This window comes from Pontibacter ruber, assembly GCF_023630205.1.
Classification (GTDB): Bacteria; Bacteroidota; Bacteroidia; order Cytophagales; family Hymenobacteraceae; genus Pontibacter; species Pontibacter ruber.
The window spans coordinates 461831-487256 of the sequence record NZ_JALPRR010000003.1 but is presented as its reverse complement, the minus strand read 5'-3'; the positions used below and the strand labels follow the sequence as shown (position 1 = coordinate 487256).

Below are 25426 nucleotides of genomic sequence, written 5' to 3'. Positions count from 1 at the left end.
GTATGAACGGCTGCATCAGCGTCAGTTCAGCTCATAAGCCAGATTGATGCTGCAACTCAGCAGCATGTATAAGAATAAAATTTACCTTAACCATGGGAGGTGCTGTATGCATATTTTGAAACGACAAGGCCGGTGGAGTTTGGTATTGCTGCTGTTGTGGCTTGTGCCGCTTGGGTGCAGCACCCCCCCCCACAGCAACAAGGGCAGAAAGCAGCAAAGACCGTTACGCTAACCATACCCAACCACCCGCTCCGTAGCGAGCAGGACCTGGACATACTGCTACAAGAGATCGGGGACGCACGGGTGGTGTTGCTGGGCGAGGCCTCGCATGGCACAGCAGAGTATTATACCTGACGTGCAGCCATCAGCAAGCGGCTACTGCAGGAAAAAGGCTTTGATTTTATAGCGGTGGAAGGCGAATGGGCTGACTCGTACCGGGTGAACCAATACATTAAAGGCGAGCTGCGCGACAGCGCTGCCACCGTTGCCCTACTCAGGCAGTACAACAGATGGCCTACCTGGATGTGGGGCAACCACGAGGTCGCTTCGCTGGTAACCTGGCTCAACAAGTACAACCAGGGCAAACCGTCAGCAGATAAAGCAGGCTTCTTTGGCCTGGATGTATACTGCCTCTGGGAATCCATGACTGAGCTTATGCCCCACATAAAAGGAGATCAGGCGCTCGTGAAAGCCGCAAAGCAGGTACACCAGTGCTTTCAGCCGTTCAGTGCCGATGCCATGCAATACGCCGAAGCCGTAGCCAAGGCCGATGCCAACTGCAGGGCCGAGACCAACCGCCTCTGGAAAGCCATGGAACAACAAACCCAGTCAGCAGAAAAGGCTAAGACCGAAGCGCAGTTTGTAGCAGAGCAGAACGCATTGGTAGCCCTCAACGGCGAGCGGTATTACCGCACGGCAGTCAGCAGCAACTCCGCCTCCTGGAACATCCGCGACCATCACATGATGCAAACCCTCAAACGCCTGCTCGATTTCCATGGGCCAAATTCCAAGGCCATAGTCTGGCAGCACAACACCCACGTAGGCGACGCCCGCTACACCAACATGGCCGCAGCCGGTGAGGTGAACGTGGGCCAGCTTGCGCGGAAGGAGTACGGGGATGAAAAAGTGTTTATAGTTGGTTTCGGCTCGTACAGCGGCTCTGTTATAGCGGCGCAAAAGTGGGGCGCACCCATGAAAAAGATAGAAGTGCCGCCTGCCACAGAAGGCAGCCGGGAACATTTACTGCACCAGCTCAGCCCGGCCGATAAGATCATACTTTCCAAAAACATTAGGGAAGAAAAACTCCTCAACCGCTCCGTAGGCCATCGTGCTATTGGGGTGGTGTACAACCCCGAGTATGAGCACCTGGGCAACTACGTACCCTCTGTCATACCCAAACGCTACGATGCCTTCGTGTACATTGACCGCACCAATGCCCTGCGCCCGATCGAGAAGATCACTGTACGGAACGAACCGCCAGACATGTACCCGTGGGGCACCTGACTGGTGCTGTTATCGCTCTTTCAAACAGGTTGTTAAATTAAACAGGTATAAACTTTTGTACCTACAACGGAATTTTATGCGCATCTTTGCGCTCTTATTTTACCAGAATGCAATTACTTACCCAACAGCGTATTTCGCTTAGTATATTCTTTTTCCTTTCCGGTTTCAATTTTTCCAGTTGGGCCTCCCGGATACCTACCATCAAATCGGCTTTAAGCCTGAACGAGGCAGAACTGGGTACCATTCTCCTGACCATGCCGGTGAGCTCCCTGATCGGGCTCCCTTTGTCGGGCTGGCTTGTATCCCGGTTCGAGACCAGGATACCTTTGACCGTAGCTTTCCTGTTAAACTCGATCTGCCTTTCTTTTATCGGTCTGGCAAACTCCTCGTTTACCTTAGTGATCGCCCTGTTCCTGTTCTCGCTGAGCATGCGGATATTCAACATATCGGTGAACACGCAGGCCATCACGCTACAGAAGCAGTCCGAAAAGAAGATAAATGGCTCGTTTCACGGGCTGTGGAGCACTGGCGGTATTGTAGGTGTAGCCTTCACCACCTTGCTGGTTTCCTTAAAAGTAGAAATGGTGCCCCACTTAACTTCGGTAGCAGTGGTAAGTGTAGTGGCTGCTTTGCTTTCCTTCCGGTTTATGCTGCGTAATGACCGCTCCACCTCAGGCAACAAACTGGCTTTCGGAAAGCCGGACCCTTACATTTTATACCTGGGCCTGCTCGTATTTTTTGCTGCCGTATGTGAAGGCGGTATGTTCGACTGGAGCGGCATCTACTTTCAGCAGGTGGTAAGAGAAGAAGTGTTCACGGCCGGCTACCTGATCTTCATGTCGTTTATGGCGCTTTCCCGTTTTATTTCAGACCGTATCATCGAAAGGCTCGGAATGGCCAGAACCTACGTGCTGAGCGCCGCCCTGATCTTTACGGGCATTTGCCTGTCCATTGCTTTCCCAAGCTTTTGGCCGGCCATGGTTGGCTTCTCGCTGGTTGGTTTTGGGACGGCAGCCGTTATCCCGATGACCTATACCTTAGCCGGAGCCTCCACGAAGTATTCGCCGGGTATTGCTATTTCCCTGATCGCCACTTTTGGTATCGTGGGTATGCTGATCGGCCCTCCGATGATCGGCTACCTGGCTCATGCCTTTAACCTGAAAGTATCGTTTATTGCGTTTGCCTTTGCTGGTATCATGCTCATCCCAATCTCCAGGTCCTTCTTTAAGCTGGAAAAAGCACTTGCCTGATCCTGAAAGTATAAGTATAAAAAGCCCCATCCTGCAACAAGTTTCATGTTTTAGGATGGGGCTTTTACTTTTAAGCACCGGTTAGCCTTGCAAGTATTTTCCTGCAGAACAGGCACCGGTTGGCAGCTTGCAACTTGTTACATCAATGGCTCTGACTGATAATCACGGCCATAGGTGCTGTAGCTGCCATACTTGCCGAAGCGCTTCTTCTTCGACTTCTTTTTCTTCTTACCCCCGGTAAGCATGGAGATGGCAGCCGTCGTAATGAGCGCTGTAACAGCCAGTTTGGTAAAGAAGCTGGTCTTGTTATACTTCCATTCCGCTGCCATGCCTTTCTCCGCAAAAATGTTCGGCACCTTACCGCGGCTCAGGTCATCTATGATGCCTTCTACCACATTCACCCGGTCGGCAATAAGCAGGGGCAACCAGTGTCCGTAGCTCGACTCGCTGTCCTTAAAAGCAAGGCGCCGGATCATGCCGCTCAGGCCGCTGGGCGGTACAGAGGTACCAAACACTGCGCTTACATTCGGACGCTCGATGGAATGCAACACTTCCACAGTTTCGGGCTGCTGCGTCGGCCGAGGCCAGCTGTAGCCTGTCTGTTCGGCATCGGTACGATGCTTCATGGGGTATGTCGGATCGTTCTTCGGATCGGCATCTATACCCCACCCTTTTATATGCGAATAATCTTTAGCTCTATTTTCCATAATCGTTCTCTTTCTTTAAATTCTGGCTGATGGCGGAATAAGAACCGGCTTGATGCAGTTGTCCAGTTTATCGGAGAAGATGCGGTAACCATCGGCTACATCTTCCAGCGGAATGCGGTGCGTAATGATCGCTTTCGGGTTCAAAACTCCGTTCATCACATGGTCGATCAACCTTGGCAGCAGGCGCTTCACGGAGGCCTGGTTAGCCCGGATGGTAATGCCTTTGTTCACCACGTTGCCAATTGGCACAAGGTTATCAGTAGGCCCGTAAATACCCACAATAGAAACAATACCGCCCTTTTTTACCGAGTTGATGGCCCAGTGCAGCGCCGTAGCAGAGCCTGCCTGCAACAGGAGCTTTCGGCCCGTAATGCTTTGCATCGCGTTACCCGTAGCTTCCGCACCTACGGCGTCAATCACTACGTCGGCCCCCATCCAGTCGGTGGTTTTCTTGACGAACACCACCGGATCATCCATCTCTTTGTAGTTGTAGGCCTCGCAGTTTGCATAGTTGCGGACAAACTCCAGGCGATAATCAATCTTGTCGATCACGATAACGCGGCCGGCTCCGAACAGCCACGAGCATTTAGCAGCCATAATACCAATCGGACCAGCTCCGAAAATCACAACGGTGTCGCCGGGCTGAATGCCGCCCATTTCGGCCGCCTGGTAGCCGGTAGGCACCACGTCGGTCAGCAGTACGGCATCGTCCGGGTCCATACCTTCGGGTATCACGGTAGGTCCCACGTTAGCATAAGGTACACGCACGTATTCTGCCTGGCCCCCATCATAACCACCCGCAGTGTGCGAGTACCCGAAGATACCTCCTACTGCAGTGGCCTGAGAGTTGGATTCATGGCAGTTGCCGAACAAGCCTTGTTTACAGAAGTGGCACTTGCCGCAGGCAATGTTAAAAGGCACCAGCACATGGTCGCCTACTTTCAGTTTTGTTACCTCCGGGCCTATCTCTTCTACAACCCCGGTAAATTCATGCCCGAAGGTCGTGCCCACGCGGGTATCCGGTACGTTGCCATTGTATAAATGAAGGTCAGACCCACAGATACAGGACCGGGTAACCCGAACGATGGCATCCTCCGGATGCAGAATCTTGGGTTCAGGTTTATGATCAATGCGGACCCGCTGGGGCCCCCGGTAGTTCATTGCCAGCATAAGTTTGTTTTCAGTTAGTGTTGAACAAAGTATGAATTAGTACTTTTCAGAATCCGGTAAAAGGACCTGCTTCTGAACAAATACTAAATTCAAGTCTAAATAGATACTAATCTATAGATTCAAAGTTTCAAAAATTGTATTTTAAACAGATACCTCTATATTCAGATAGAACTATTTACTTTGAAACTATAAGCCTGAAAACGGAAAGGAAGAATACAAGAAAGATGCGCGAAGTATAGATTACTGCTGCTGCATTTGAAAAACACGCGGTTGCAGCTCTATGATCAATGATAGGAAAAGGAGTTGAACTTAGCTACGGCCTTGGCTTAGCAATTTGTCGAGCATTACCCTGGTGTTGACGAAGCTTTTAAGGTTTGCGTAATCGTGTGATTCGTTGGCAATCTGACCAACCCCATGAAAGAACGTATGAAGGGATTCGTATATGTCTTGGGACAGAGGCACTATCTGCTGCAACGGATTGTTGACGGCTTTTATCTGAAGGCATTCGTCAGCTACAGCTACCCGGAAAGCGGTTATTTTCCCGTCTTTCACCAAACCTTCAAACTTCTCCAAAACCTGCGACACATTCTCTACCATATTTTTTGTTTTCCGGGGATTTGAGACTGATCATCAGACCGAAATGTTTTATAAAGGTAACGAACAAGATTTAACGCTCTCCGGGGACAAACACCGATTTTTTATCAGTATTTATCCTGTTTCAGCATTGCTCCTCCTGCAAACCTGATACCTTTTCAGTGTCCTTTTAGACATTCAATGTGTATGAAAAAAATTGCTCTGCTATGTATATCCACTGACCTCACCCGCCATCACTAAAGTATCAGCAGAAAACATCCAGTCTGAAGCCATTTATACTTTGTCTTCTTAGCAGTAAGGGCTATTGCTGAACAGCTTCTAGGTCTATGAAATCGATCATCAGATTCTGGCCAGACTTCGATGGAATCCAGCTAAATTCCAGTACCTGCTTTCCCTGCTTCAGATCAAAAGTACCCAGCTCTATTGTTTCAGCTTTGCCAGGTTTAACCTCGCTTTTAAAGTTAAGCTCCTGTTTTACAGCCTGCCCGTTCACTGCCGCCTGAAATTTGCCTCCATCCGGAGACTTTATTACCTGCAACGCCAGTTTATACTTTCCCGGCTGATCGATGTTGAAGGCAGCAGAAAGCCTGCTCTCTTTTTTCGGCTCTCCATGCCAGATCAGCACCTTATGCCCGCTTACCTGATCAAACAGCTGCTCGTCTACAAACCAATCCGTATTTTCCCAGCCACCGGTGTTCTTCTCCACTTTCATACTTTCTCCTTCTATCACACCGGGCATGCGGTATGCTTCAAAGCGGTTTTCGAAACCATAGAGCTCGGCGACAGGTGTGGGTTTAATGGAATCTTTTCCTCCTTTATCAAGATACCAGTAAGCTGTAACAGCATATTGCGTGGGCCATTTATCAGGAAAATATTTCTCGAGGTAGGCGTTGAAAGACTTCTGAAACGGTACATTGTCGATGATTTGCCATCGGTTGAGGGACTGGTAGCCCATGTTGCCTTCGGTGTGGTTCTGGCTGTGAAAAGCGCGGGTAAAATAATTGGGGATACACCAGGCATAGCCAAAATAGTCTTCGGTACCGGTCCCGAACGTGGACGGAAACTTCTCTCCATCTACAAAGAACTTTTCGTCGCCTTCGCCCCACCACCAACTGCCTTCGCCGCCGTACTGCTTGTTGGAGCCTCCCTTGGGGTTCCAGACCAGCAGCGACATGCCCAGAAAACGGCCCCTGCCTTCTGTTTCCAAAACCGTCCAGTCGGGCCAGCGGGCTGTGTCGGCTATGGGCTCCAGGTTGTGGTGCCATTTGGCATGGAACCGGCTCAGGTTTGCCTCCTTTCCGCTTAACTCTTCCAGTCCGAGAGTAAGGTATAATTGCACAGGTTGGTCGAAGTTGTTGATCAGGTCTATGGTTGCAGATTGCTCGAAAGGCATGTACCAGTAGCTGTACATGGCTTCTTCTGTCATGCCCATAGGCAGGGTTTTGTACAGGTTATAGCCAGGAGCAGAGCCAAAAAAATCTCCGATAGGCGACCATACGGCAGGTTCCTTTTCATCATCCCACCGGATCTGCAGCACCAGCTTCCGCAGCGCCTCGTCCAGCCGGTTTTTATCTTCTACCATGAGGCTTGCCTTCAGTGCATAGATCGCTTTTCTGCCTTTGATCTTAATGGTCTTTGTTTCGCCAGCTGGTATACTTTCCGATAACTTCCGAGTCTCGGCCTCCTTCACCGTATAGGGTAGCTCCTCAAGCTGATCATCAAAAAACCGGTTGACTTTGGCTAAGGCAGCTTTGTTCTCGGAAGAAAGTTTTGAAGTAAAAGTTTCCAGCTTTGTTCCTTTTGGAAAGCTGATGTAATTGAAATGATAGTATTGCCCCCACTCCGGCTCCGCCACTATTTTACAGGATTTCTGGTACGGAATAGGCACGTAGTTATTGAAGCCTCTAGCAGCAGTTTCATACACCAGTTGCGGGTAGCCAAAAGCAGGAATGGAAGTAGTATCGAAATACTTGATAAAAGGCAGATCTACTACGGGCGTCTTTTGGCCATCAATGTATATTTTCACATGTCCTTTTCCCGGGCTGGCCGACCACATCCGCACAATGGCTCCCGGGCCTTCCATTTCGGCCAGCACCATATTCTTTCCTTCTTTGCGGATGTACTGCGGGCTTAAGCCATCGTTGTTAGCGTCCCAAAAAATGAATTTCCCGTTGGCGTCAACTTTGCTCCGGCGGTCGTAGCTTGACCACATGGCGCTGCCCTCTCCTGCCGCAGGCGATACAGCCAGGGCTTTCAGATCTGTCAGCCTGTTTACCAGCTCAGCATACCGGACCTGGTTGCCCTGGCCGAAAAGATTTGTACTTAGTACCAGTAAGCATGTTAGCAGTAGTAGTTGTTTCATAGCTTCTAAAGTATAGCCTGATTATTCTTACCTACCTTTAGCCTGATTTCAAAACATACTCTGGCAGGCTTTTATAAATGGTATATTCAAATCAATTCATTTACGCATACTCCTCAAAGTTGATGTTTCAGGTCAGGGATTTCCAAAAATCGTTAACCATCGAAACTGCACTTCGTTTGAAGCTATGGAAGTTACAGGCAAGTATACATGAAAGATAATACCAGAGGAAGAGAAGCAAAGAGCCCGGGTGAAATACCTAAAGCCGGATGGAAAGATGTGTTGCTGCGGGTAAAAGAACAGGTAGGCACCGATAACATCAGCATTGTTGCTGCCGGAGTCGCCTTTTACTTTTTCCTGGCTTTGTTTCCTACGCTGGCGGCTTTCATATCCCTTTACGGGCTTGTTACAGAGCCCGCCGAAGTAGAACGCCACCTCTCCGACCTGACGGCTTACCTGCCACGCGACACACACGAAATGCTTACCGAAAGGCTGCACAGCATTGTACAAAATTCAGACACTACACTGGGTTGGGGCTTTCTGTTAAGTATACTTCTGAGTTTATGGAGTGCCAATAGTGGTACAAAATCGTTGTTTGAAGGCATCAATATCGCTTATGATGAAGAGATCAAACGCGGCTTTTTCAAGTTGAACGGGCTTACCATGCTTTTTACCTTTGCAGGTATACTTGTAGGCCTCATTAGCCTGCTGCTGGTAATAGCTTTTCCTGCCGTCATAGACACACTGGGCTTTCCCGACGTTATAAAAACCCTGATTGGTTTAGGCAGATGGCTTTTACTGGCAGTTATCGTAATGCTTGGCTTAGCCCTTATCTATAAAATCGCTCCCGACCGGGATAATCCAAAATTCAAATGGGTTAGCTGGGGATCTGCCTTCGCCACCATCTTATGGCTGCTTGGCTCTTTCCTGTTCTCCTTGTATGTAAACAATTTCGCTAATTACAACGAAACGTATGGCCCGGTGGCATCGGTCATTATCCTGATGCTGTGGTTTAACCTGACCAGTTTCATTATCCTGCTGGGCGCCGAAATCAACTCGGAACTGGAACATCAGACCGCTAAAGACACCACCGTTGGCGCAGAAAAACCGTTGGGCCAGCGGAACGCATACCACGCCGACCATGTGGCGGGAGACCCTGAACATGATTAACATCCATTTGGCTATACTCTTAAAGAATATTGGGAAAGAAAATCCTAGTCACAGGAAGTATACTTTTAGTTATTTATCTTCTGCTCATGAGCCTTTTATCTTTTCAACAGGAGAGCCTGATCTTTTTCCCTGAGAAGCTTCCGCAACAACATCGGTTTAGCTTTGATCAGGAATTTGAAGAGATCTTTATACCCGCCAGGGATGGGGCCAGGCTGCACGGTATACTTTTCAAAGCTGCTGCACCCAAGGGGCTGGTCTTTTACCTGCACGGCAATGCAGGTTCGGTTGATTCCTGGGGCTGGATTGCGCCAACCTATACCAACCTGAACTACGATATTTTTGTGCTTGACTACCGCGGCTACGGCAAAAGCGAAGGGAAAATAAGCAGCGAGAAACAGTTTTACGAAGACGTGCAGACTGCCTACGATCACATGAAAACGAGGTATAACGAAGACAACACAATAGTTGCCGGGTACTCGATCGGAACAGCAGCGGCGGCCATGCTTGCCGCTGCCAATAGCCCTAAACTCCTGATCCTGCAGGCGCCGTATTACAGCCTCGCTGATCTGATGCAGAGCCTCTACCCGTTTGTACCTGCCTTTCTGCTAAAGTATAAATTCGAGACGTACCGCTTTGTTGAGCAAACACGCGCCCCTGTCGTGCTTTTCCATGGTGATGCGGACGAGATCATTTACCAGGGCTCTTCAGAGAAATTAAGGCCGCACTTGAAACCAAAGGATAAAGTGATCATACTGCAGGGACAGGGACACAACGGCATGAACGAGAACCCGGATTACCAGCGGGAACTGGCAAGCGTACTCAACGAATTTAGCCATACAAAACCAGACTGATTCGAGTATCTTTACGCCCTCACACCATCCACACCCTTATGCGCTTTATACTTTGCACCCTGCTTTTCTGCCTTCTTTTATCTTCCACACTTTTCGCTCAGGAGCAAAAGCCGAAACTGATTACCTGGCAGGACATCGCAGCCCTTCCCGCCCCTGTTGCAGGTTCCCGCATTGCTTATGGCTCCGACTCGCTGCAGTTCGGGGAGTTGCGTTTGCCTGAGGGCAAAGGCCCGTTTCCGGTGGTGGTTGTGGTGCACGGCGGTTGCTGGTTATCGCAGTATGATCTGCAGTATATGTCGCAACTTAGCGCGGCCCTTACCCAGGCCGGTTATGCTACCTGGAACCTTGAGTTCCGGCGCGTGGGAGATGTGGGAGGCGGCTGGCCCGGTACTTTCCTGGATGTAGCTAAAGGCACCGACTTTGTGCGTGAACTGGCAAAGAAATACCCGCTGGACCGAAAGCAGGTAGCCGTTATAGGGCATTCGGCAGGCGGGCACCTGGCATTATGGCTGGCAGGCCGCAAAAACCTGCCGCGCAAAAGTGAGCTCTACACCAGAAAGCCCTTAAAATTGAAAGGAGTTGTCTCGCTGGCGGGCATTGCCGACCTGGAGCAATATGCAGCAGACAAAGGAAGCTGCAATGCTGCCGTACCGAAGCTGATGGGCGGCATGCCGGCAGACGTTCCGGCCCGTTATGCACAGGCCGCCCCTATACAGTTGCTGCCGCTCAGGGTGCCGCAGCGGCTGGTGCAAGGCATGCTGGACCCTATTGTGCCCGTAAGCCAGGCAACTGCATATGTAACCCTTGCTAAGAGCAAAGGCGATGCAGCTGAAACGATGCTCCTTCCAAATGCCGGCCATTTTGATGTGGTGGCGCCGCAGTCGCCGGTTTGGGGAAAAATACTGGAGGCAGTGCAGGCAGTTCTTCCGCAGAAGCAGAACAGGTAAATACTACCTTCCCAGGTCGCATTTAAAGAAATCATCATCATATCCCGGGGCAGGTTTGTCACCGATCCTTACGATCCTGTCGAGCCGGATCTCCTCGCCGGTGGTTAGCACCAGGTATTCGCCATCCTCTTTCGACACCATTTCCTTCAATGTAGCATGCAGGCTCAGGAACTCGTGTATGTCGCTGTAGAATTGGATGCGCGCAGCGGCTCTTTTAGCTGCCAGTACCTGCAGTTCATCGCGAAAAGCCGGGTCTATGGGCTTATAGGTTTGACTCATGGTGATGTTCTGTTTAGCTTTCTAGGCTGCAATTTATCTGATTATAAGAAAAAGCTTCTTCCGCGCTGCTCCTGCGCTTGTAACTAACATACTATCTCACTGATTCTACGCCTCTCCCAGACGGTTGTTATTGCAGTACTAGCCGACAACAACAGCAAATTGTAATAACAGTCTGAACTCCCGTACAGGCAGTACCAACATCGGCCGGGCTTTTGCGTTTACTTCTCTTTACAGATGAACACAAAAAATATCAACCTGAGCCGGCTGAATAAAGGTTTACTTTCAGTAGTGCTGGTATCCATACTTTTGTACCTGGGGAAGCCCTTTCTTGTACCCTTAGCCATTGCCGCTTTTTTTGCCATGTTGCTGTACCCGATGGTGCACAGGCTGCAGCGCAAGTATAACATGAAGGACTCTGTGGCCTCGCTGATCGCTATCCTCGTGTTGCTGGCTGCCTTTGTCTTTCTAAGTACCGTTGTTTACCATCAGGTGAGGAGCCTGGAAGCTGACCTGCCTAGGCTGGAGCAAAAGGTAAAGGAAAAAACTAAGCGGCTGCAGTGGCTGCTGTACGAAACAACCGACCTGACGCAAAATGAGCAAGAAGAGATCATCGAGGAAAAGAAGCCGGATATTGCAAAAGCCGTTTTCAAAAGCGTCAGGGATTTCCTGGTGCAGGGGCTTTCCGTCCTGCTGTTTGTTTTCATCGTCCTCACCTATACTTTCTTCTTCCTGATCTACCAGCAAAGAATCCAGAACTTCTTTGTCAGGCTGCGGCTATTTGAGAGCCAGAAGGAATCAAAAGTGATGCTGGCCCGGATCTCCCGGATCATCCACGATTACCTGAAAGGCACGTTTACTGTTATCACGGTGCTGGCTGTAACCTACGCGCTGGGCTTCTGGGCAATCGGACTGGAACATGTGCTGCTTTTTGCCATTATTACAGCGCTGCTGCGCATCGTACCCTACTTTGGTTCCTTCCTGGGCATTGCTTTCCCGATCGCATTCGCGTTCCTGACCGAAGATTCATTCTGGGCGCCGGTGCTGGTGCTGATCTTTTTTATGGTAACCCAGTTGATTGAGGCCAACCTGCTGACGCCCTATATTACCGGCTCCCGGGTTAAGCTGAACCCCCTTGCCACGATCATGGTGATCTTGCTGGGCAACCTGCTCTGGGGCATACCCGGCATGATCCTGTTCGTGCCTTTGTTTGCCAGCCTGAAAGTGATTTTTGATCGTGTTCCGCGGCTACACCCCTACGGTTATATACTCGGCAAGGAAGCGTATGCCGAAGAAGAGACTGCGCCTTTATACAACCCTACTGATGCTTCGGATAAGTCGGACGACTAATGTAACTGTTATGCTACAGCCCGGAAATAGATCTTCTCCGGGAAGTGGCCCAAGGCAAATGTAGTCACATCGCAAAGCCATACCGACTGGATCTTGTGGTCGATGGGTTTGTAATAAGCCCCACCTCCGGGCTCTCCTGCTTTTACCTGCTCCATTGCCAGTGCGCCGTCAAAGGGCTTTTCGCTCATTTCTACTACAACGCGTGTTCTGCCCTTGGCCAGGTGGTCCAGCATGTCGTCGGCACCGGCCACCATGGCCAAATCGCCTTTGGGGCCGGGGTAAGCTGGCAGGTCGATGTACCAGGTGCCGTGCGGTTCTTTGTGAAAGGTAAACACGTTTTTAGCAGCAGTTGCCATAAGATGCTTTTTCTGAGTTACTGGTTATACGTTACCTGGTGAGCCACTCTACCGCACTCTGAGCTATAGCAGGCGGAATTTCGTGCCCTCCCTGAAATTCGGTATACTTTACTTCCAGCCCATCGTGTTTCAGCAACGGCACGATCCGCCTTCCGCATGGGTCGATGGGCAGGACAGCATCCTGCACGCCGTGCGATATGAATACGGCAGGCTTCCCTTTCTTTTGGAGGGCGTAGGCAAAACCCGGTGAGAAGGCAATAATGTGGGTAAACAGGTCGCCGTTTGTCAGGCCGATGCAGAGCGCGTACGAAGCACCATCCGAAAAACCACCAATAGCAACACGCGTTGTATCGATGGCATAGTTTCCAAATGCTTGGGCAAGTGCCTGGTCTATAAAAATGACGTCCGATCCGAAGGCATCGCTTGCGATAAGATCCCAGGTATAGGACCGTGCAGCCGGCGCAATCAGGATGATGTTTTCCTCATCGGCATAGTCATGGAGCAGCGAGAGCCCTTGTTCGGCCGGGGCTCCTGCGCCGTGCAGCATAACAGCCAGCGCAGCCGGACGACTGCTGTCATACCGTTGGGGTACGTAAATGAATCCGTCCTTCTGCGTATCCAACCCGAGCCGCTGGAAACCCGTTTTCGGTTCGGCATTGCTGCCTGTTTTGCCTGGTTTTGTAGTTAGCCTACCAGTTTTATACTTGCCTCTTGCTGTTACCATTTCTTCGCATCTGATAAAGTATGAGCACTTTATAGCATACGAGAAACCGGTGCTGCTGTGCAGGTAAGTTTTCGGTTGCGCAAAGTATAAAAGCCGTCGATAGTATAAATCCTAATGCCAAAGTAATGGGTAATAGGTAAGGGGCAGAGTTCATGAGGACATCCATTTCCGCATGAACTCTGTTGGAGACATCCCTTGCAGAAGAGTTGTTGGCGGCGAAATACCGCCGCCTGAGCTGTTACAGCCTTCCCTCCTCCTCGCTGGTACCGGATTTGCGGTTGCGGGCTGTCTTTACTTTACTGCTGCCAAATTTATAGTCGAACGTCAGGTTCAGGCGGCGGCTCTCCCATTGGTTTTGCCAGTACATGTTCACGTTGTTGTACGCTAAGTTGGCTCTGAAGCGGCTGGTGTTAAACACGTCCCGCAGTTTCAGGCTGAGCGTGGCTTTGCCGCCCAACAGGATCTTCTGCGCACCCAGGTCCAGCTGGTAGCCGGCTTTTGTCTTGTACAAACCCTGCACCGACGGCGACATGTAGTAGGCAGAAAGCTGCAGTTTGTAGTCTTTAGGCAGGTTAAAGTTCTCTTCGGTGCTGGCCGACCAGCTGAAGCGGGAGTGGTTATACTCCGAGCCCTGTAGTGGCGACGTAACGGTGTTATAAGAACCTTCCAGTTGCAGGGTAGCTGTCCACCAATCCTTTACTGGCAGGCTGCCGCCGCTGCTGGCACTCAGGTAGGTGGCTTTGCTCAGGTTTTCGGGCCGGCTGATGCTCACTTTTGTCTCATCGTTTTGCTTAATTACGTTTGACACAAAATCGTTCGTCTCGATATAGCTCAGGCTCAGTAACTGGAAGCTTTTGTAGTTGTAATTAAACTGCAGCGAGTTAGAGAAAGAAGGCTGCAGAAATGGGTTGCCCTGTATAGCTGTGTAGGGATCAGCGTAAAAAGTGAATGGATTTATACTGCGGTAGGATGGGCGGCTGATGCGGCGGCTGTAGGATACCGAGAACTGATTGTTTTTATTCGCATTGTAGCTTACAAACACGCTTGGAAAAAACTTCAGGTAGTCCGGGTTTATCTTTTCTCCTGTGGTGGCAGAGTGGCCATCGGCAATGGTTTGCTCTGCCCGTAGACCGGCTTTCATACTTAGCTTTTCGCTAAGCTTCCCGTTCAGGCTCAGGTAGGCCGCATGTATGGTTTCGTTGTATACAAAGCTGTTGGTGCGCTTCCCGTCGTTTACCCATTCCTGCTCCTGCTGCTCTTCAAACCTGATATCGCTCTCGTTGCTTACCCTACTGGTTTTGAAGCCTGCCTCTGCTTTGTAGCCTTTGCCAAAGGGTTGTACATAATCCACTTTCAGCGACCGTATACTTGCCTCGCCTTTGCTGAAGCTGCGCAGCTGCAAAGGAGCCTGTGTAGCCTCTCCGGAAGCGGTGTAAAAGTTATTCGTGAAGTGCTCATCGGCATAGCTGCTGTAGTTTACATAATCCGCATCCAAGGTTAAGCTGCGGCCTGTGCTGTCGATGTCGAATTTATAGTTCAGGTTCAGGCTGTAGTTGTCGGTGCCGGACTCTTTAGGGTTGTGCATGCTCATACGCCCGAAAGTTTTGCCGGCGGCATCGTAATTGGTGGAGTTGCTGGTGGTAAGGGTGTTCTCCGGCGAGGCGTATCCTTTGGCCATGATCCCTACCGTATGTTTTTTGCTGATAAAATAATCGGCACCTGCCGTTACATTGTAGCTGTTGGTGACCGGGTGCCAGTAGTTAACCTGGTTGTAAAGGCTGTCGTTGATGTTGCGCTTTAAAATAAGGCGGTTGAAAGAGTTGTAGTGGCCGGCGTTCAGGCGGGTGTACAGGCTCACTTTGCCGGTGTTATAGTTCAGGTTCAGGCCTCCCCATACTTTCTCATACTTTCCATAGCCGGTACCAAGGTTCGCCGAGCCGTTCATGCCCAGGGTTTCGTCTCTTTTAAGCTTGATGTTGATGATACCGGCTGTTCCCGCTGCATCGAAAGAGGCTGGCGGATTGGCGATCAGCTCCACTTTGCTTACCGCAGAGGCCGGAAGCGATTTCAGGTAACTCTGCAGCTCGGCACCGCTCATGTAGGTCATTTTGCCGTTGATCAGCACCTGCACGCTGCCGCTTCCCCGAAAGAGGATGTTGTCGTCTTTGTCCAGCCGTACGCCCGGCGCATACTTGAGCACCTCCAGGGCGTTGTCGCCTGCCGTGTTCAGCTGCTCTACGTTCATCACCACACGATCTGCCTCCTGCTCCAGCAGCGGCTTCTGGCCTTTTACCACCACTTCCTGCAGTGCATTACTTCTTTCCTGCAAGGCTATACCCGGCACCTGCACCACCTGCTGCTTCACCTCAAAGGCCATACTTCTGCCCGGGGTAAAACCTACCATCAGCGCTTTAACGGTATACCTGCCCGGCTTCACCTGCGCAAAGGTATAAGCACCTGCCGCATCGGTCATCTCCGAGGCCGCTACTGCCGAATCGGGCAACTGCAGCAACACCACCGACACATAGTCCAGCGGCTTTTGCGTGGTAGCGTTTGTGACGGCCCCTTTCACCGTTGCGCCTGTTTGTGCCCATGCAGTAAATGCTATAAAGCAGAAAACTATAGCCAAGGCTATACTTCTGAACGCCTTTTGTCCTTTGGCTTTTGTCGTAGTGGTAAATGCTTTTTTCATGGCTCAGGTATTTGTTCTGTTGATATTGAGCCAAAGATGCAGCACCGTTTATGCGATCTAAATTATATTATCCGAACCGCCTCAACTACTATCCTAAACCTGAAATAGCAGCCGAATACGGATTGAAATCAGAAAAGCGAGGGTTGGCATAATAAAACAATGGGCTGATATAATAAAAGTGCGCCTGAGCTTACTTATTTATACTTTTAGAGTATGAATGCACTACAAAAAAAGATAGGACTTCACCTGCTGGGCTGGACGCTCTATTTCAGCTATACCCTTTTAGGTTATTTTATCTACAACTGGAAATTCAATATCCTGATGCTTTCCTTTTCACAGGATGTGTTGCGCATGGTGGAGTTCTACCTTTGCTATTTTCTGGTTTTTCCGCTCTGGCTGAAGTTTAAAAACTGGTTCCTACTTGTGCTGGGTATTGTTGGCGTCATGTTCACCTATATCGCCCTTCGCTATATTATCGAAGAAACCCTGTACCCGTACCTGTTTGGCTTCCGGAACTACGGAATAAACACTACTCTTTCTTATTTTTTCTTTGATAACCTGTATTGGTCTATGCCAGGCATTTTTCTGGGAGGAGTAGTATGGGCATTTGAGACAACCCTGCAGAAGGAACGTGAAAACCGCAACCTGAAGCAGGAAAAAACGCAGGCCGAACTGGCCTTCCTGAAAACGCAGATCAACCCGCACTTCCTTTACAACACGCTCAACTATTTATACTCTCTGGCTTACCCAGTTTCTGATAAACTGGCCGGCGCTATTATTAAACTTTCTGACCTAATGCGCTACATGCTGCACGAGAGCAAAGACGGCAAAGTGGACTTGCAGAAAGAGGTGGATTACCTGCACAATTACCTCGACATCTACCGACTTCGCTTCGAGGACAACTTCTTTGTGAACTTTACCATTCAGGGCCAGGTAAACGGGCAGCGGGTGCCGTCGTTGGTGCTGATCCCATTTGTAGAGAACGCCCTGAAGCATGGCGTGGTAGACGATGCCTCCGCCCCGTTAACTATCAACCTTCAGCTGGAAAAGGACAGTTTATACTTTGAGGTGAGCAACCGCATCAACAAAAGCCAGAAAGACCAGACCACCGGCATCGGCCTGCCCAACATCCGCCGCCGCCTGGAGCTGATCTACCCCGGAAAGTATAGCCTGTACGTACACGAAGATGGCCGGCAGTATAAAACCATGCTGAGGCTGCAGACTGGCTGAACATTAGACCTCACAGTGTTTAACAAACCTGTGAGCGTCTGAGGTACAGGTGTTGCTTCGTTTTAGCGAGACACTCACAGGTCTGAAAGACGCTGTGAGGTCTTTGACAAAGCTGTCTGAATCAGGATTTACAGGATTTGGAAGGATGGACAGGAGTTGATAAGAAAGGATAGTGAGGATTAAAGTAAAAGTGATTTTACAATGACAATGCGGTATATTAATCCTAATTGTGTTATTTTAATCCTGAAAATCCTTACACTTCCTATAATTCGTAATTCGTAATTCATAATTAAAACCCATGATCCGCTGCATTGCCGTTGACGACGAAGCGTACGCTGCCAATATCATTGCCGATTACATCAGCAAGGTGCCTTTCCTGGAGCTGGTCGGCAAAACCACCAGCCCGATAGAGGCTATCAACTGGGTGCAGGAAGGTAAGGTAGACCTGGTGTTCCTGGATATACAGATGCCGGAACTGACGGGCATACAGTTTCTGAAGATCTGCGGCAGCAAGTGCAAAGTTATACTTACAACCGCCTACCCGGAGTATGCGCTGGAAGGTTACGAGCACGACGTGGTGGATTACCTGCTCAAGCCCATTCCCTTCGACCGGTTTTTGAAGGCAGTGCACAAGGCGCAAAGTATGCTGCAGCTTCAGGAGCCGGTAAAAGTAGCGCCGGCTGTAGCCCTAAAACCTGCCGAGCCGGTTGCCGCATCACCGGTACCGGATTACATGTTCGTAAAGGGCGAAAGCAAGAATAAATTCCTGAAGGTGGCTTACAGCGACATCCTGTATGTGGAAGGCCTGAAAAATTATGTATCGCTGTTCCTGCCGGGGCAACGGCTGGTTACCTACCAATCCTTAACAGACCTGTCAGAGCAGCTACCCCAGCCGCCATTTTACCGCGTGCACCGCTCTTACATCATCTCCATCGATAAAGTAAGTATGATAGACGGCCATACCGTTTACATTGGCGAAAAGGAAATCCCTTTGGGTGAAACCTACCGCGACAGCTTCCTGAGCATGATCCGGGACAGGCACAAAGTATAATTTATACTTTTACACCGCCACCATCTCCCGGTTATACTTGCTGCGGTACTGCACCGGCGATAAACCTGTGATGCGTTTAAAGGTGGTCCGGAAGGCTTTCGGGTCAGAGTAACCGACGTTATACATGACCTCGTTCACATGCTCACCGGAGGTTTCCAGGCTCATTTTGGCTGCTTCAATTTTCACGCGCTGGATGTATTCTACAATGGAGTTAGCCGTCGCTTTCTTGAAGCGGCGCTCCAGATTTCTGCGGCTCAGGGCCACCATGGAAGCCAGCTCGTCTACCGTTATTTTTTCCTGAAAATTTTTCTCGATGTATTCCTGCGCGGCTTTTACCTGTTCATCGTCGTGCTCTTTCTGCCCTTTAAAGATCATGAACGGCGACTGGCTGCGGCGCTCAATTTCTATCTGGAAAGCCTTCGACATAAAAATGGCCACATCCCGCCCGGCATACTTCTCTATCAGGTACAGAATAAGGTTCAGGTATGAGAAGGCGCCTCCGCTGGAGTAGATCCCCTGCTCATCCGTAATGATCTTATCTTCTACCAACTGCACCTGCGGAAACATCTTCCTGAAATCGTTGGCAGCCATCCAGTGGGTGGCGCATTGCTTCCCGGTAACGAGCCCGGTGGAGGCCAGCAGGAAGGCGCCCAGGCACAGGCTCGCTACTTCAGCTCCATTTTGGTGCTGCTCCACAATCCAGGGCACAAAGCCATGGTTATACTCCAGGCTTTTCACAATGTCGCCATCCAGCGCAGGAATTACGATCAGGTCTGTTTTGCTGACATCCTGTACCACCACGTCGGTATACACGGTGTAAATACCGCCGGCAGCTGACACGTTTTCAGAAAGCCCCACCAGTTGCACATCAAACAAAGCAGGTTTTCCCATACTTTGCATCAGCTTGTTTACTTCTGTAAAAACCTGCCGTGGGCCTTCAATACTGCCCAAAACAGCCCCTTTCGGAACAAGAATGGATATATGCTTCATACTTCTAAGGTATACGATTTTGTTGTCGCAATCAACCCTTTCATTGCCGGATTTATACCCGCTTTTTCCCTTTCCTTTATAGTATGTTTGTACTGTCGCAATTGGGAATAATAGCATTAATTATGTATACTTCTTTTCCCTTTTGCACGCTGCAAAAAACGAATAAACCGGCTGTAAGCCTGGAAGAAAAAGTACTATAGCGAATAAGATCTGAAACTCTAAAAACACCTATAAACATGGAAAATCTGAATGAAACGAGGCCGGAAACAGCAGCACGAGAATTTGTTATCTCACGCGTATTTGATGCGCCCCGCAACCTTGTTTTTAAAGCCTGGACCGAGGCAGAACAACTGGAGCAATGGTGGGGACCGAAAGGACTATCTTTGAAAGTAGCCAAACTTGAAATGCGACCGGGTGGCATGTTTCACTACTGCATAGGGCTGCCGGATGGCCAGAGCATGTGGGGGCGTTTTATCTACAGCAGCATTGTGGAGCCAGAGCGCCTTGTGTACATCAACTCCTTTTCGGATGAGACAGGCGAAATAATCCGCGCTCCGTTCAGCCAGGAATGGCCGCTGGAAATCCACAACACCCTGACCCTGACCGAACAGGATGGCAAAACTACCCTCACCCAAAGGTCTCAGCCCATTCATGCGACTGCAGAAGAGCGCAAAACATTTGAGCAAGCTCTTGATGCACTGCATAAGGGCTGCACCGGCACCTTCGACCAGTTGGAAGATTACCTTGCAAAACTGAAAGTACAAGCTTAAACCTCTTACAAAGTATAAACTATGGCAACTATCAATCCTTATCTGAACTTTGCAGGCAACACCGAAGAAGCCTTTACTTTTTACAGATCCGTTTTTGGAGGAGAGTTTCTGATGCTGCTCCGCTTCAGAGACACCCCCCGAAAGTAGCAGGGTTCCGGAAGCGGAACAGGACAAGATCATGCACATTGCGCTGCCTGTAGGCCAGGGCACCATTCTGATGGCAACCGACATGCTCGAGTCGATGGGGCAAAAGCTGAATGCCGGCAATAATTTCTCACTCTCAATAGGTGTGGAAAGCAAGGTAGAAGCAGACAGAATCTTCAACGGGTTATCGGCAGGCGGCAAGGTAAACATGCCAATGGAGGATACGTTCTGGGGCGATTACTTCGGCATGCTGACCGATAAATTCGGGGTGCAGTGGATGGTGAGCTTCAACGAAAACCAGCAGCCCCAAACAAACCAGGCACAAGCCAAGCAGTCGGAACCGGCAAATATCTGAACGTAGGCTTTGCTACCGTAAACAGATAACTTACCGCAGCAAATGCTTTAAAACAAAAAGGAGCGCAAGCGCTCCTTTTTGTTTTTTATACTTACAGTACTTAAAACCGGTTTGAAGTATCTGCCTTGCCAACAGCTTCGAAATGAGTAGCCTGTTTGATGGTTTTCTCTTTGCCATCAGCGTCCTCGTAAGATCGCTCCTCTACTTCCACAGACAGGGATTTGCCCTTCAGCTCTTTTGAATCTACTTCGGTTTTATCTATACCCAGCGCTTTCAGGAAAGATGCCAGGATCGGCTGCCCCGGTTCGCTCAGGTAAAAGCGCTGGTTCACAAACCCTTCTTCGTTCTCGAGCCGGCAGTTGATAAAAGGAATGTCCTTGTTTTCGCTTCTCCCTTCTTCCACTTCTGTGATCTTCACGACGTGCCTTCCTTCCGGCAGAAATGGTTTTTCTTCTATCTTCAGTTTCATATTATTACTTCTTTTTGCTAATATTTTACGCAAAAAGAAATATAAAGTTACTGTAAGTGGAGTAATTAGCTGCATATTACTAATATTATTAGCAATATGCAACTATAATCTCTTCGAAGCTGGAAAGTTAGCTTGGCTTTTCTTTAATAACTATGACCTACATCCCGGGTTCTCACGCCTCGGCCCGTAGCAGCGTCTATACTCCAGATACCCGATCCGCGGGCAGCCATGTACAGGAAAAGAAAGCAGTATAAAATAGCCAGTTCCCCTTTATTGATTAAAGGAGCCCAGTCCTGCGAGGCATGCGCCATAAAGTAGGCAACTGCCATCTCACCGCTGCAAATAAAGGCAGCCCAGCTGGTTAGCAAGCCAAATGCTATCATCAGGCCACCTACCAGTTCAATGATACCTGCCAGTCCCATCAGCGAGGCTACTTCTACGGTGTCGCCGCCTCCCGGCCAGCCAAACAATTTCTGGGTTCCGTGCATGGCAAACATCAATCCTGCCACAATCCGAAGTATAGCATACAACTGTGGGCTGTAAGTACCTAAAAATCTGTCCATAGTGCTTTTATTTTGTGTAAGTTCAGACTCCGCTTAGCCTATACCATTAATATACAAGCGTTTACTTAAGCCAACAAACGCACTATTTATATATAAAGTTAGAAAAATATAAGACTATACCAGCATAGGATGGGAAGGATAACAAATGCAGGCCTAACGGAGTAACAACGTTAGAAGTATACACATTAAAATTTTATGGAAGGGATCTTTAATACCAAAGGCAACTCAACAGTACCTGCCTCTCATACTTATACACCGCAAAACGAGCAGGAAGCCTGGATTGCCATCATGCAGGCCTGTATAGCGGTGGATGGTAATGTTGCCGATGAAGAGCTTGATGTTTTAGCCCAGACCTTGGCGGATAAAAAACTTTTCGAAGGACACGACATCATGGCCTACAGCCGCACTGTTTTTTATGCCCACGCACAGTACGGTAGCAAAGTACTGATTGACCAGGCAGTAGATAAGATTTCTGCAGAAAACAAAGCAACACTTTTTGCCCTTACCATTCAGCTGGTGCTTTCGGATTGTGTGGTTACAAACAAGGAAAAAGAGCTTATTCAATACTTATACTCTGCCCTGGACCTGGATACGGAGCTCGCGCATAAAATTGTGGATGTCGTTCTTATCCTAAACAAAGACAGTGTCTGCAGATAATACAGATCATTATAAAGTATAAACCCGCCTTCTAATTTGTGTAGAAGGCGGGTTTATACTTTAATGCTTACTTATAAGTATACCTGTCCGTAAAAGGCTGCACATGCGGGTACGCTTCCAGTTTGGTGTAGCGCTGCTGTGGCATACCGGAATCATGGTAAATGTAGCTGTACAATTCTTTACCAGAGCCTGGGTCACGATACCCCGGGTTGTTGTTGAACAGCTTTATGCCGGGCAGGTATAAAGTACTCTCGGCATACGGCATCGGATTTGGATTGCTATCGTAGTTGCCCCACTTGATCACAGACGGACGGCCCAAATCTTCGGCTTTGTTGCTGGTCGACCACCGAACGACCAGTTCTGCAAGATTGCCGTTTGCATCGTAGCTATACGTCGTAATGCCAAGGCGTCCTTCATCGTAGCGCGCATAGCTCATCTCCGTCGTTTTCACCAGCTTGTCGCCGTTGTATTCGAACCTGTAACGATAGTTAACCAGGTTCTCGCCGTAATAAGATACCGCCTCTGTAACTTTGTCGCCCTCATAAGTATAAATCAGCCAGCCGCCGGTTTTGTAGTTGAGTCGAACCGGTTTATCGCCTTCGTACACAATGGCATAGCCCAAGTGAGTCAGGTCAGAATAACTTACGTCAATCAGCCGGCCTTGTGCATCATACTTCAGGACCTTCGTTCCGAATTGCGCAAGCAGGCTGCTGGCGGTTACAGGCGGAGGCGTCTGGTTTGTTGGTGGCGGTGGTGTCTGGTTGGTGGGTGGCGGCGTGGTAGTAGGCGGTGGTGTAGAACCGGATCCAGGAGTTGGTGTAGTGCCCGGGGGCGTTGTGTTTCCACCAGAGCCCGGCGTGGTGCCCGGCGCTGGCTTTGGCTGGGTAAGAGGCAGTACATCCTCCTTATCACAGGACGACAGCACGACAGATAAGCTGATACCCGCCAGAAGCAGTAAAGTAGTAGATTTCATAGTAGTATTTTGTTCGTTCAAGGGTAAGACCAGCCCCCAATCGAAACCGTTGCCTGGAGCATAAAAATTTTCAGAATTTATTTCTGCTCCGCTAAGCTGTCTTCTTCAAAGAAACATACTTGCATCAAAAAGCGCCGTGGCGTAATACCACGGCGCTTTTTGATACCTCAGATCAGCAGCCGGTTACCTGCTAAGCCGCCTTCTTACCTGGAAACTTACCCCCAGAGTATAAGGCCGCAATCCGAAGGGTTCGCGTTTGCTAAAGGTAGAGCCCAGGAAATAATTCAGGGTTGGCATCAGCATCAGTTCATACTTGTCGTGCAGCCTCCTGTTATAACCCACCCCCAGCAGCAGGTTATAGTTTGTCTGCTCCAGCAGGTTATCTTCTGAAGGGAAAACGATGGTTTCGTTTAATTCACCGTTAAGGTATTCTTCTGTATGGCCTTTTACCAGCACGTTCACGCCGCCCGCCATGGTCAGGCTGAGGCGGCTTTGCAGGCCTTCGAGGAAGAAATAGGTTGCCCCAACACGAAGGCCGCCATACGTAAACGAACTCTTTAACTGGCGCTCCCCTTCCACATACACCGGCGTTGCCTGAAACGATCCATCACTTGCCAGTCGCTTGATCAGTGTATCCACTTTGCCGGTCGTAAATGAATAGGAAACGTTCTCGCGCAGCTGCATGACAGACAGGCTAGTTTCCAGGTATAAATTCTGCCTGATCTCCTTGCCAAAGTTCAGCCCAAACTCATAGCCCATGCGCTCCGGGTCCAGTTTTTTCATGTTATTGAACTTCGTGATGTAGATATCGTCTGTGCCTGTAGGCGTAAACGACCGGAAAGCATAGCGGGGGGCTGCAGTAACTCCGATAAACCATTCCTTCGGTTCCACTGCTGCACTCGAATCTGCTGCTGTTTCTGTTCTGGCCACTGCACTTTCAGTCAAGGTGCTACATACCGAATCGGGCAACACAAACGCGCCATTGCTCTGGAGCTCGGGCTTTACGCCGGACAGCGCATCGGCAGATTCTGTACCGAGCCTATCGGCTTTTACTGCAGTAGCTAGCGTCTCAGCATCATACTTGTCTTGTGGTTCCGAGGGAGCTGCAATAACCGGTTTAGCTGCTTGCTCTTTGTTTACCGGATCATGCGCGGCCACTGTACCTTTTTCTACTGGTTTTTCGATCTGATCTGTTGTTTCTTCTTTCTGCTGGGTAGGTTTTTCGACAGAGTTTTTTGAATAATAGGGCTTGTCAGCAGGCAGGGAGATTCCTGTTCCGGATGAGGTCTCTTTTCCCTGCTTGGTATGCTGCTCTGTGTTTATACTTTCAGAGGGAGCCACAGCAACCGCCGGTGCCTGCTCCTGTTTATACTTGCCGCTGCTTACCTGCACAAGGGTAGCAGGTTTATCCTGCAGGAGGTAATACCCGCCTACCAGGGATAAAAGCAACAGCAGCGCGGCAGCGGCAGGCCACCACACCAAACGTGGTTTCTGTTGAGGTTGGATCTCTGGCAAGATCCTGCCCCAACCGTCGGCAGGCGGCTCTTCCTCGAGCCCCAGCAGTTTGCGCCGTATTTCTTCCTGTTCTTTATCAGTCAGCATTTTCAGAGATTGAAAGTTTTTGGAGCATCTTCTTTAAATGGCTTTTTGCCTTCGCCAATTGCGACTTAGACGTGCCTTCCGCAATGTTCAGCATCTCGGCAATCTCACGGTGGTTGAATCCCTCCACCACGTACAGGTTAAAGATCAGCCTGTAGCCTTCCGGCAGCTGGTTTATCAGCGCCAGTAGTTCCTGGCCGGAAATAGTACTGATGATGTCATCATCTGCAGGTACACTTTCTTCCACCGAGCTATAGTCCAGCTGGTCCTGGTACTTGCGGTTTTTGTGGTAATGGTTGATGGCAGTATTCACAAAAATGCGGCGTACCCATCCTTCAAAGGAACCCCCGTTGTACGCACTGATATTCCTGAACACCTTCACAAACGCCTCGTGAAAAATGTCCTCTGCCTCAAACCTGGATCGGGTGTAGCGCACGCACACGGCCATCATGCGCCGGGAATAGAGCTGGTACAGCTTTTCCTGGAACGATGCCTTCTCCATCTGGCAGCCCGCAATGATCTCTTCTTCTGAGTACACTTATCTCAAATGCTACGGGTTAAGGATGCGGCACACGTTCAGAGATTCAACTGCAAACAGGAAAAGCCCCAGGTATGCACCTGCGGCCCGTGTGGAGTAGCGTTCAGAGCGATTGAAGTATAAGCTGCTGTCGCTCAT

Annotated in this window: 28 protein-coding genes; 13 read left to right on the top strand and 15 right to left on the bottom strand. The window is 49.7% G+C overall.

Features of this window, described 5'->3' with window-relative positions:
• Positions 1–99: 99 nt before the first annotated feature.
• From MJ611_RS13920 to MJ611_RS13910, 3 genes are all read left to right on the top strand, one after another.
• Positions 100–354: a hypothetical protein gene (locus tag MJ611_RS13920; RefSeq protein WP_250430436.1), complete on the top strand. Its 255-nt coding sequence runs from the start codon at positions 100–102 to the stop codon at positions 352–354.
• A 9-nt stretch (positions 355–363) separates the two neighbouring features.
• On the top strand, positions 364–1503 hold the full coding sequence (locus MJ611_RS13915) for an erythromycin esterase family protein (protein ID WP_317233149.1): 1140 nt from the start codon (positions 364–366) through the stop codon (positions 1501–1503).
• Between the two features lie 107 nt (positions 1504–1610).
• Positions 1611–2753 carry an MFS transporter gene (locus MJ611_RS13910; RefSeq protein ID WP_250430432.1) on the top strand — a complete coding sequence of 381 codons (1143 nt, stop codon included), beginning with the start codon at positions 1611–1613 and terminating at the stop codon, positions 2751–2753.
• A gap of 137 nt (positions 2754–2890) precedes the next feature.
• Here the strand turns inward: MJ611_RS13910 and MJ611_RS13905 are convergent, their stop codons facing one another.
• The 4 genes from MJ611_RS13905 to MJ611_RS13890 all read right to left on the bottom strand — a co-directional run bounded on the left by MJ611_RS13905 (position 2891) and on the right by MJ611_RS13890 (position 7586).
• Positions 2891–3460: a hypothetical protein gene (locus MJ611_RS13905; protein ID WP_250430431.1), complete on the bottom strand. Its 570-nt coding sequence runs from the start codon at positions 3458–3460 to the stop codon at positions 2891–2893.
• Positions 3461–3475: 15 nt separating this feature from the next.
• A complete protein-coding gene (locus MJ611_RS13900; protein WP_250430429.1) occupies positions 3476–4630 on the bottom strand; it encodes a zinc-dependent alcohol dehydrogenase in 1155 nt (384 codons plus the stop codon).
• Positions 4631–4939: 309 nt separating this feature from the next.
• Positions 4940–5227 carry a hypothetical protein gene (locus MJ611_RS13895; RefSeq protein WP_250430427.1) on the bottom strand — a complete coding sequence of 96 codons (288 nt, stop codon included), beginning with the start codon at positions 5225–5227 and terminating at the stop codon, positions 4940–4942.
• A gap of 298 nt (positions 5228–5525) precedes the next feature.
• On the bottom strand, positions 5526–7586 hold the full coding sequence (locus MJ611_RS13890) for a glycoside hydrolase family 172 protein (protein WP_250430426.1): 2061 nt from the start codon (positions 7584–7586) through the stop codon (positions 5526–5528).
• A gap of 207 nt (positions 7587–7793) precedes the next feature.
• Between MJ611_RS13890 and MJ611_RS13885 the strand changes: the two genes are divergently transcribed.
• The 3 genes from MJ611_RS13885 (at position 7794) to MJ611_RS13875 (ending at position 10551) form a co-directional block, all read left to right on the top strand.
• Positions 7794–8753, top strand: a complete 960-nt coding sequence (locus MJ611_RS13885) for a YihY/virulence factor BrkB family protein (RefSeq protein WP_250430425.1) — start codon at positions 7794–7796, stop codon at positions 8751–8753.
• An 86-nt stretch (positions 8754–8839) separates the two neighbouring features.
• Positions 8840–9604, top strand: coding sequence for an alpha/beta hydrolase (locus tag MJ611_RS13880; protein ID WP_250430423.1), 765 nt, complete (start codon positions 8840–8842; stop codon positions 9602–9604).
• A gap of 38 nt (positions 9605–9642) precedes the next feature.
• Positions 9643–10551, top strand: a complete 909-nt coding sequence (locus tag MJ611_RS13875; RefSeq protein WP_250430421.1) for an alpha/beta hydrolase family protein — start codon at positions 9643–9645, stop codon at positions 10549–10551.
• A gap of 3 nt (positions 10552–10554) precedes the next feature.
• Here the strand turns inward: MJ611_RS13875 and MJ611_RS13870 are convergent, their stop codons facing one another.
• Complete coding sequence (locus tag MJ611_RS13870; RefSeq protein WP_250430419.1) at positions 10555–10830, bottom strand: hypothetical protein; 276 nt, start codon at positions 10828–10830, stop codon at positions 10555–10557.
• A gap of 234 nt (positions 10831–11064) precedes the next feature.
• On the opposite strand from MJ611_RS13870, the gene MJ611_RS13865 reads away from it, so the two are divergent.
• The gene (locus MJ611_RS13865; protein WP_250430418.1) at positions 11065–12177 is read left to right on the top strand and encodes an AI-2E family transporter; all 1113 of its coding nucleotides are present in this window, start codon (positions 11065–11067) and stop codon (positions 12175–12177) included.
• 8 nt (positions 12178–12185) lie between these two features.
• On the opposite strand, the gene MJ611_RS13860 is transcribed toward MJ611_RS13865, so the two are convergent.
• The 3 genes from MJ611_RS13860 to MJ611_RS13850 all read right to left on the bottom strand — a co-directional run bounded on the left by MJ611_RS13860 (position 12186) and on the right by MJ611_RS13850 (position 15949).
• Positions 12186–12533 carry a DUF6717 family protein gene (locus MJ611_RS13860; RefSeq protein WP_250430417.1) on the bottom strand — a complete coding sequence of 116 codons (348 nt, stop codon included), beginning with the start codon at positions 12531–12533 and terminating at the stop codon, positions 12186–12188.
• A 31-nt stretch (positions 12534–12564) separates the two neighbouring features.
• Complete coding sequence (locus MJ611_RS13855) at positions 12565–13257, bottom strand: alpha/beta hydrolase (protein ID WP_250430416.1); 693 nt, start codon at positions 13255–13257, stop codon at positions 12565–12567.
• Positions 13258–13495: 238 nt separating this feature from the next.
• Positions 13496–15949 carry a TonB-dependent receptor domain-containing protein gene (locus MJ611_RS13850; protein WP_250430415.1) on the bottom strand — a complete coding sequence of 818 codons (2454 nt, stop codon included), beginning with the start codon at positions 15947–15949 and terminating at the stop codon, positions 13496–13498.
• A gap of 213 nt (positions 15950–16162) precedes the next feature.
• Here MJ611_RS13850 and MJ611_RS13845 point away from each other — a divergent pair, with 213 nt between their 5' ends.
• Together MJ611_RS13845 and MJ611_RS13840 are read left to right on the top strand one after the other, a co-directional pair.
• On the top strand, positions 16163–17179 hold the full coding sequence (locus tag MJ611_RS13845) for a sensor histidine kinase (RefSeq protein WP_250430414.1): 1017 nt from the start codon (positions 16163–16165) through the stop codon (positions 17177–17179).
• 298 nt (positions 17180–17477) lie between these two features.
• On the top strand, positions 17478–18230 hold the full coding sequence (locus MJ611_RS13840) for a LytR/AlgR family response regulator transcription factor (protein ID WP_250430413.1): 753 nt from the start codon (positions 17478–17480) through the stop codon (positions 18228–18230).
• A 9-nt stretch (positions 18231–18239) separates the two neighbouring features.
• On the opposite strand, the gene MJ611_RS13835 is transcribed toward MJ611_RS13840, so the two are convergent.
• The gene (locus MJ611_RS13835; protein WP_250430412.1) at positions 18240–19220 is read right to left on the bottom strand and encodes a GlxA family transcriptional regulator; all 981 of its coding nucleotides are present in this window, start codon (positions 19218–19220) and stop codon (positions 18240–18242) included.
• 236 nt (positions 19221–19456) lie between these two features.
• On the opposite strand from MJ611_RS13835, the gene MJ611_RS13830 reads away from it, so the two are divergent.
• Genes MJ611_RS13830 through MJ611_RS13825 form a run of 3 tightly spaced genes read left to right on the top strand, consistent with a single transcriptional unit; the run spans position 19457 to position 20489 of the window.
• Entirely contained in the window at positions 19457–19990 is a 534-nt protein-coding gene (locus MJ611_RS13830) for an SRPBCC family protein (protein ID WP_250430411.1), read from the top strand.
• Positions 19991–20011: 21 nt separating this feature from the next.
• On the top strand, positions 20012–20137 hold the full coding sequence (locus MJ611_RS20645) for a VOC family protein (RefSeq protein WP_317233144.1): 126 nt from the start codon (positions 20012–20014) through the stop codon (positions 20135–20137).
• A 31-nt stretch (positions 20138–20168) separates the two neighbouring features.
• Positions 20169–20489: a VOC family protein gene (locus MJ611_RS13825; RefSeq protein WP_317233143.1), complete on the top strand. Its 321-nt coding sequence runs from the start codon at positions 20169–20171 to the stop codon at positions 20487–20489.
• Positions 20490–20589: 100 nt separating this feature from the next.
• Here MJ611_RS13825 and MJ611_RS13820 read toward each other — a convergent pair whose 3' ends face one another.
• Entirely contained in the window at positions 20590–20958 is a 369-nt protein-coding gene (locus MJ611_RS13820) for a hypothetical protein (RefSeq protein ID WP_250430410.1), read from the bottom strand.
• Positions 20959–21101: 143 nt separating this feature from the next.
• Entirely contained in the window at positions 21102–21521 is a 420-nt protein-coding gene (locus tag MJ611_RS13815; RefSeq protein WP_250430409.1) for a DoxX family protein, read from the bottom strand.
• 195 nt (positions 21522–21716) lie between these two features.
• Between MJ611_RS13815 and MJ611_RS13810 the strand changes: the two genes are divergently transcribed.
• Positions 21717–22178, top strand: a complete 462-nt coding sequence (locus MJ611_RS13810; RefSeq protein ID WP_250430408.1) for a tellurite resistance TerB family protein — start codon at positions 21717–21719, stop codon at positions 22176–22178.
• Positions 22179–22245: 67 nt separating this feature from the next.
• Here MJ611_RS13810 and MJ611_RS13805 read toward each other — a convergent pair whose 3' ends face one another.
• From MJ611_RS13805 to MJ611_RS13790, 4 genes are all read right to left on the bottom strand, one after another.
• Positions 22246–23151, bottom strand: coding sequence for a hypothetical protein (locus tag MJ611_RS13805; RefSeq protein WP_250430407.1), 906 nt, complete (start codon positions 23149–23151; stop codon positions 22246–22248).
• A gap of 183 nt (positions 23152–23334) precedes the next feature.
• On the bottom strand, positions 23335–24753 hold the full coding sequence (locus MJ611_RS13800; protein ID WP_250430406.1) for a hypothetical protein: 1419 nt from the start codon (positions 24751–24753) through the stop codon (positions 23335–23337).
• Positions 24743–25288: an RNA polymerase sigma factor gene (locus tag MJ611_RS13795; protein WP_250430405.1), complete on the bottom strand. Its 546-nt coding sequence runs from the start codon at positions 25286–25288 to the stop codon at positions 24743–24745. The genes MJ611_RS13800 and MJ611_RS13795 overlap by 11 nt, the downstream gene beginning before the upstream one ends.
• Positions 25289–25300: 12 nt before the next feature.
• Positions 25301–25426: a heat shock 70 family protein gene (locus MJ611_RS13790; RefSeq protein ID WP_250430404.1), complete on the bottom strand. Its 126-nt coding sequence runs from the start codon at positions 25424–25426 to the stop codon at positions 25301–25303.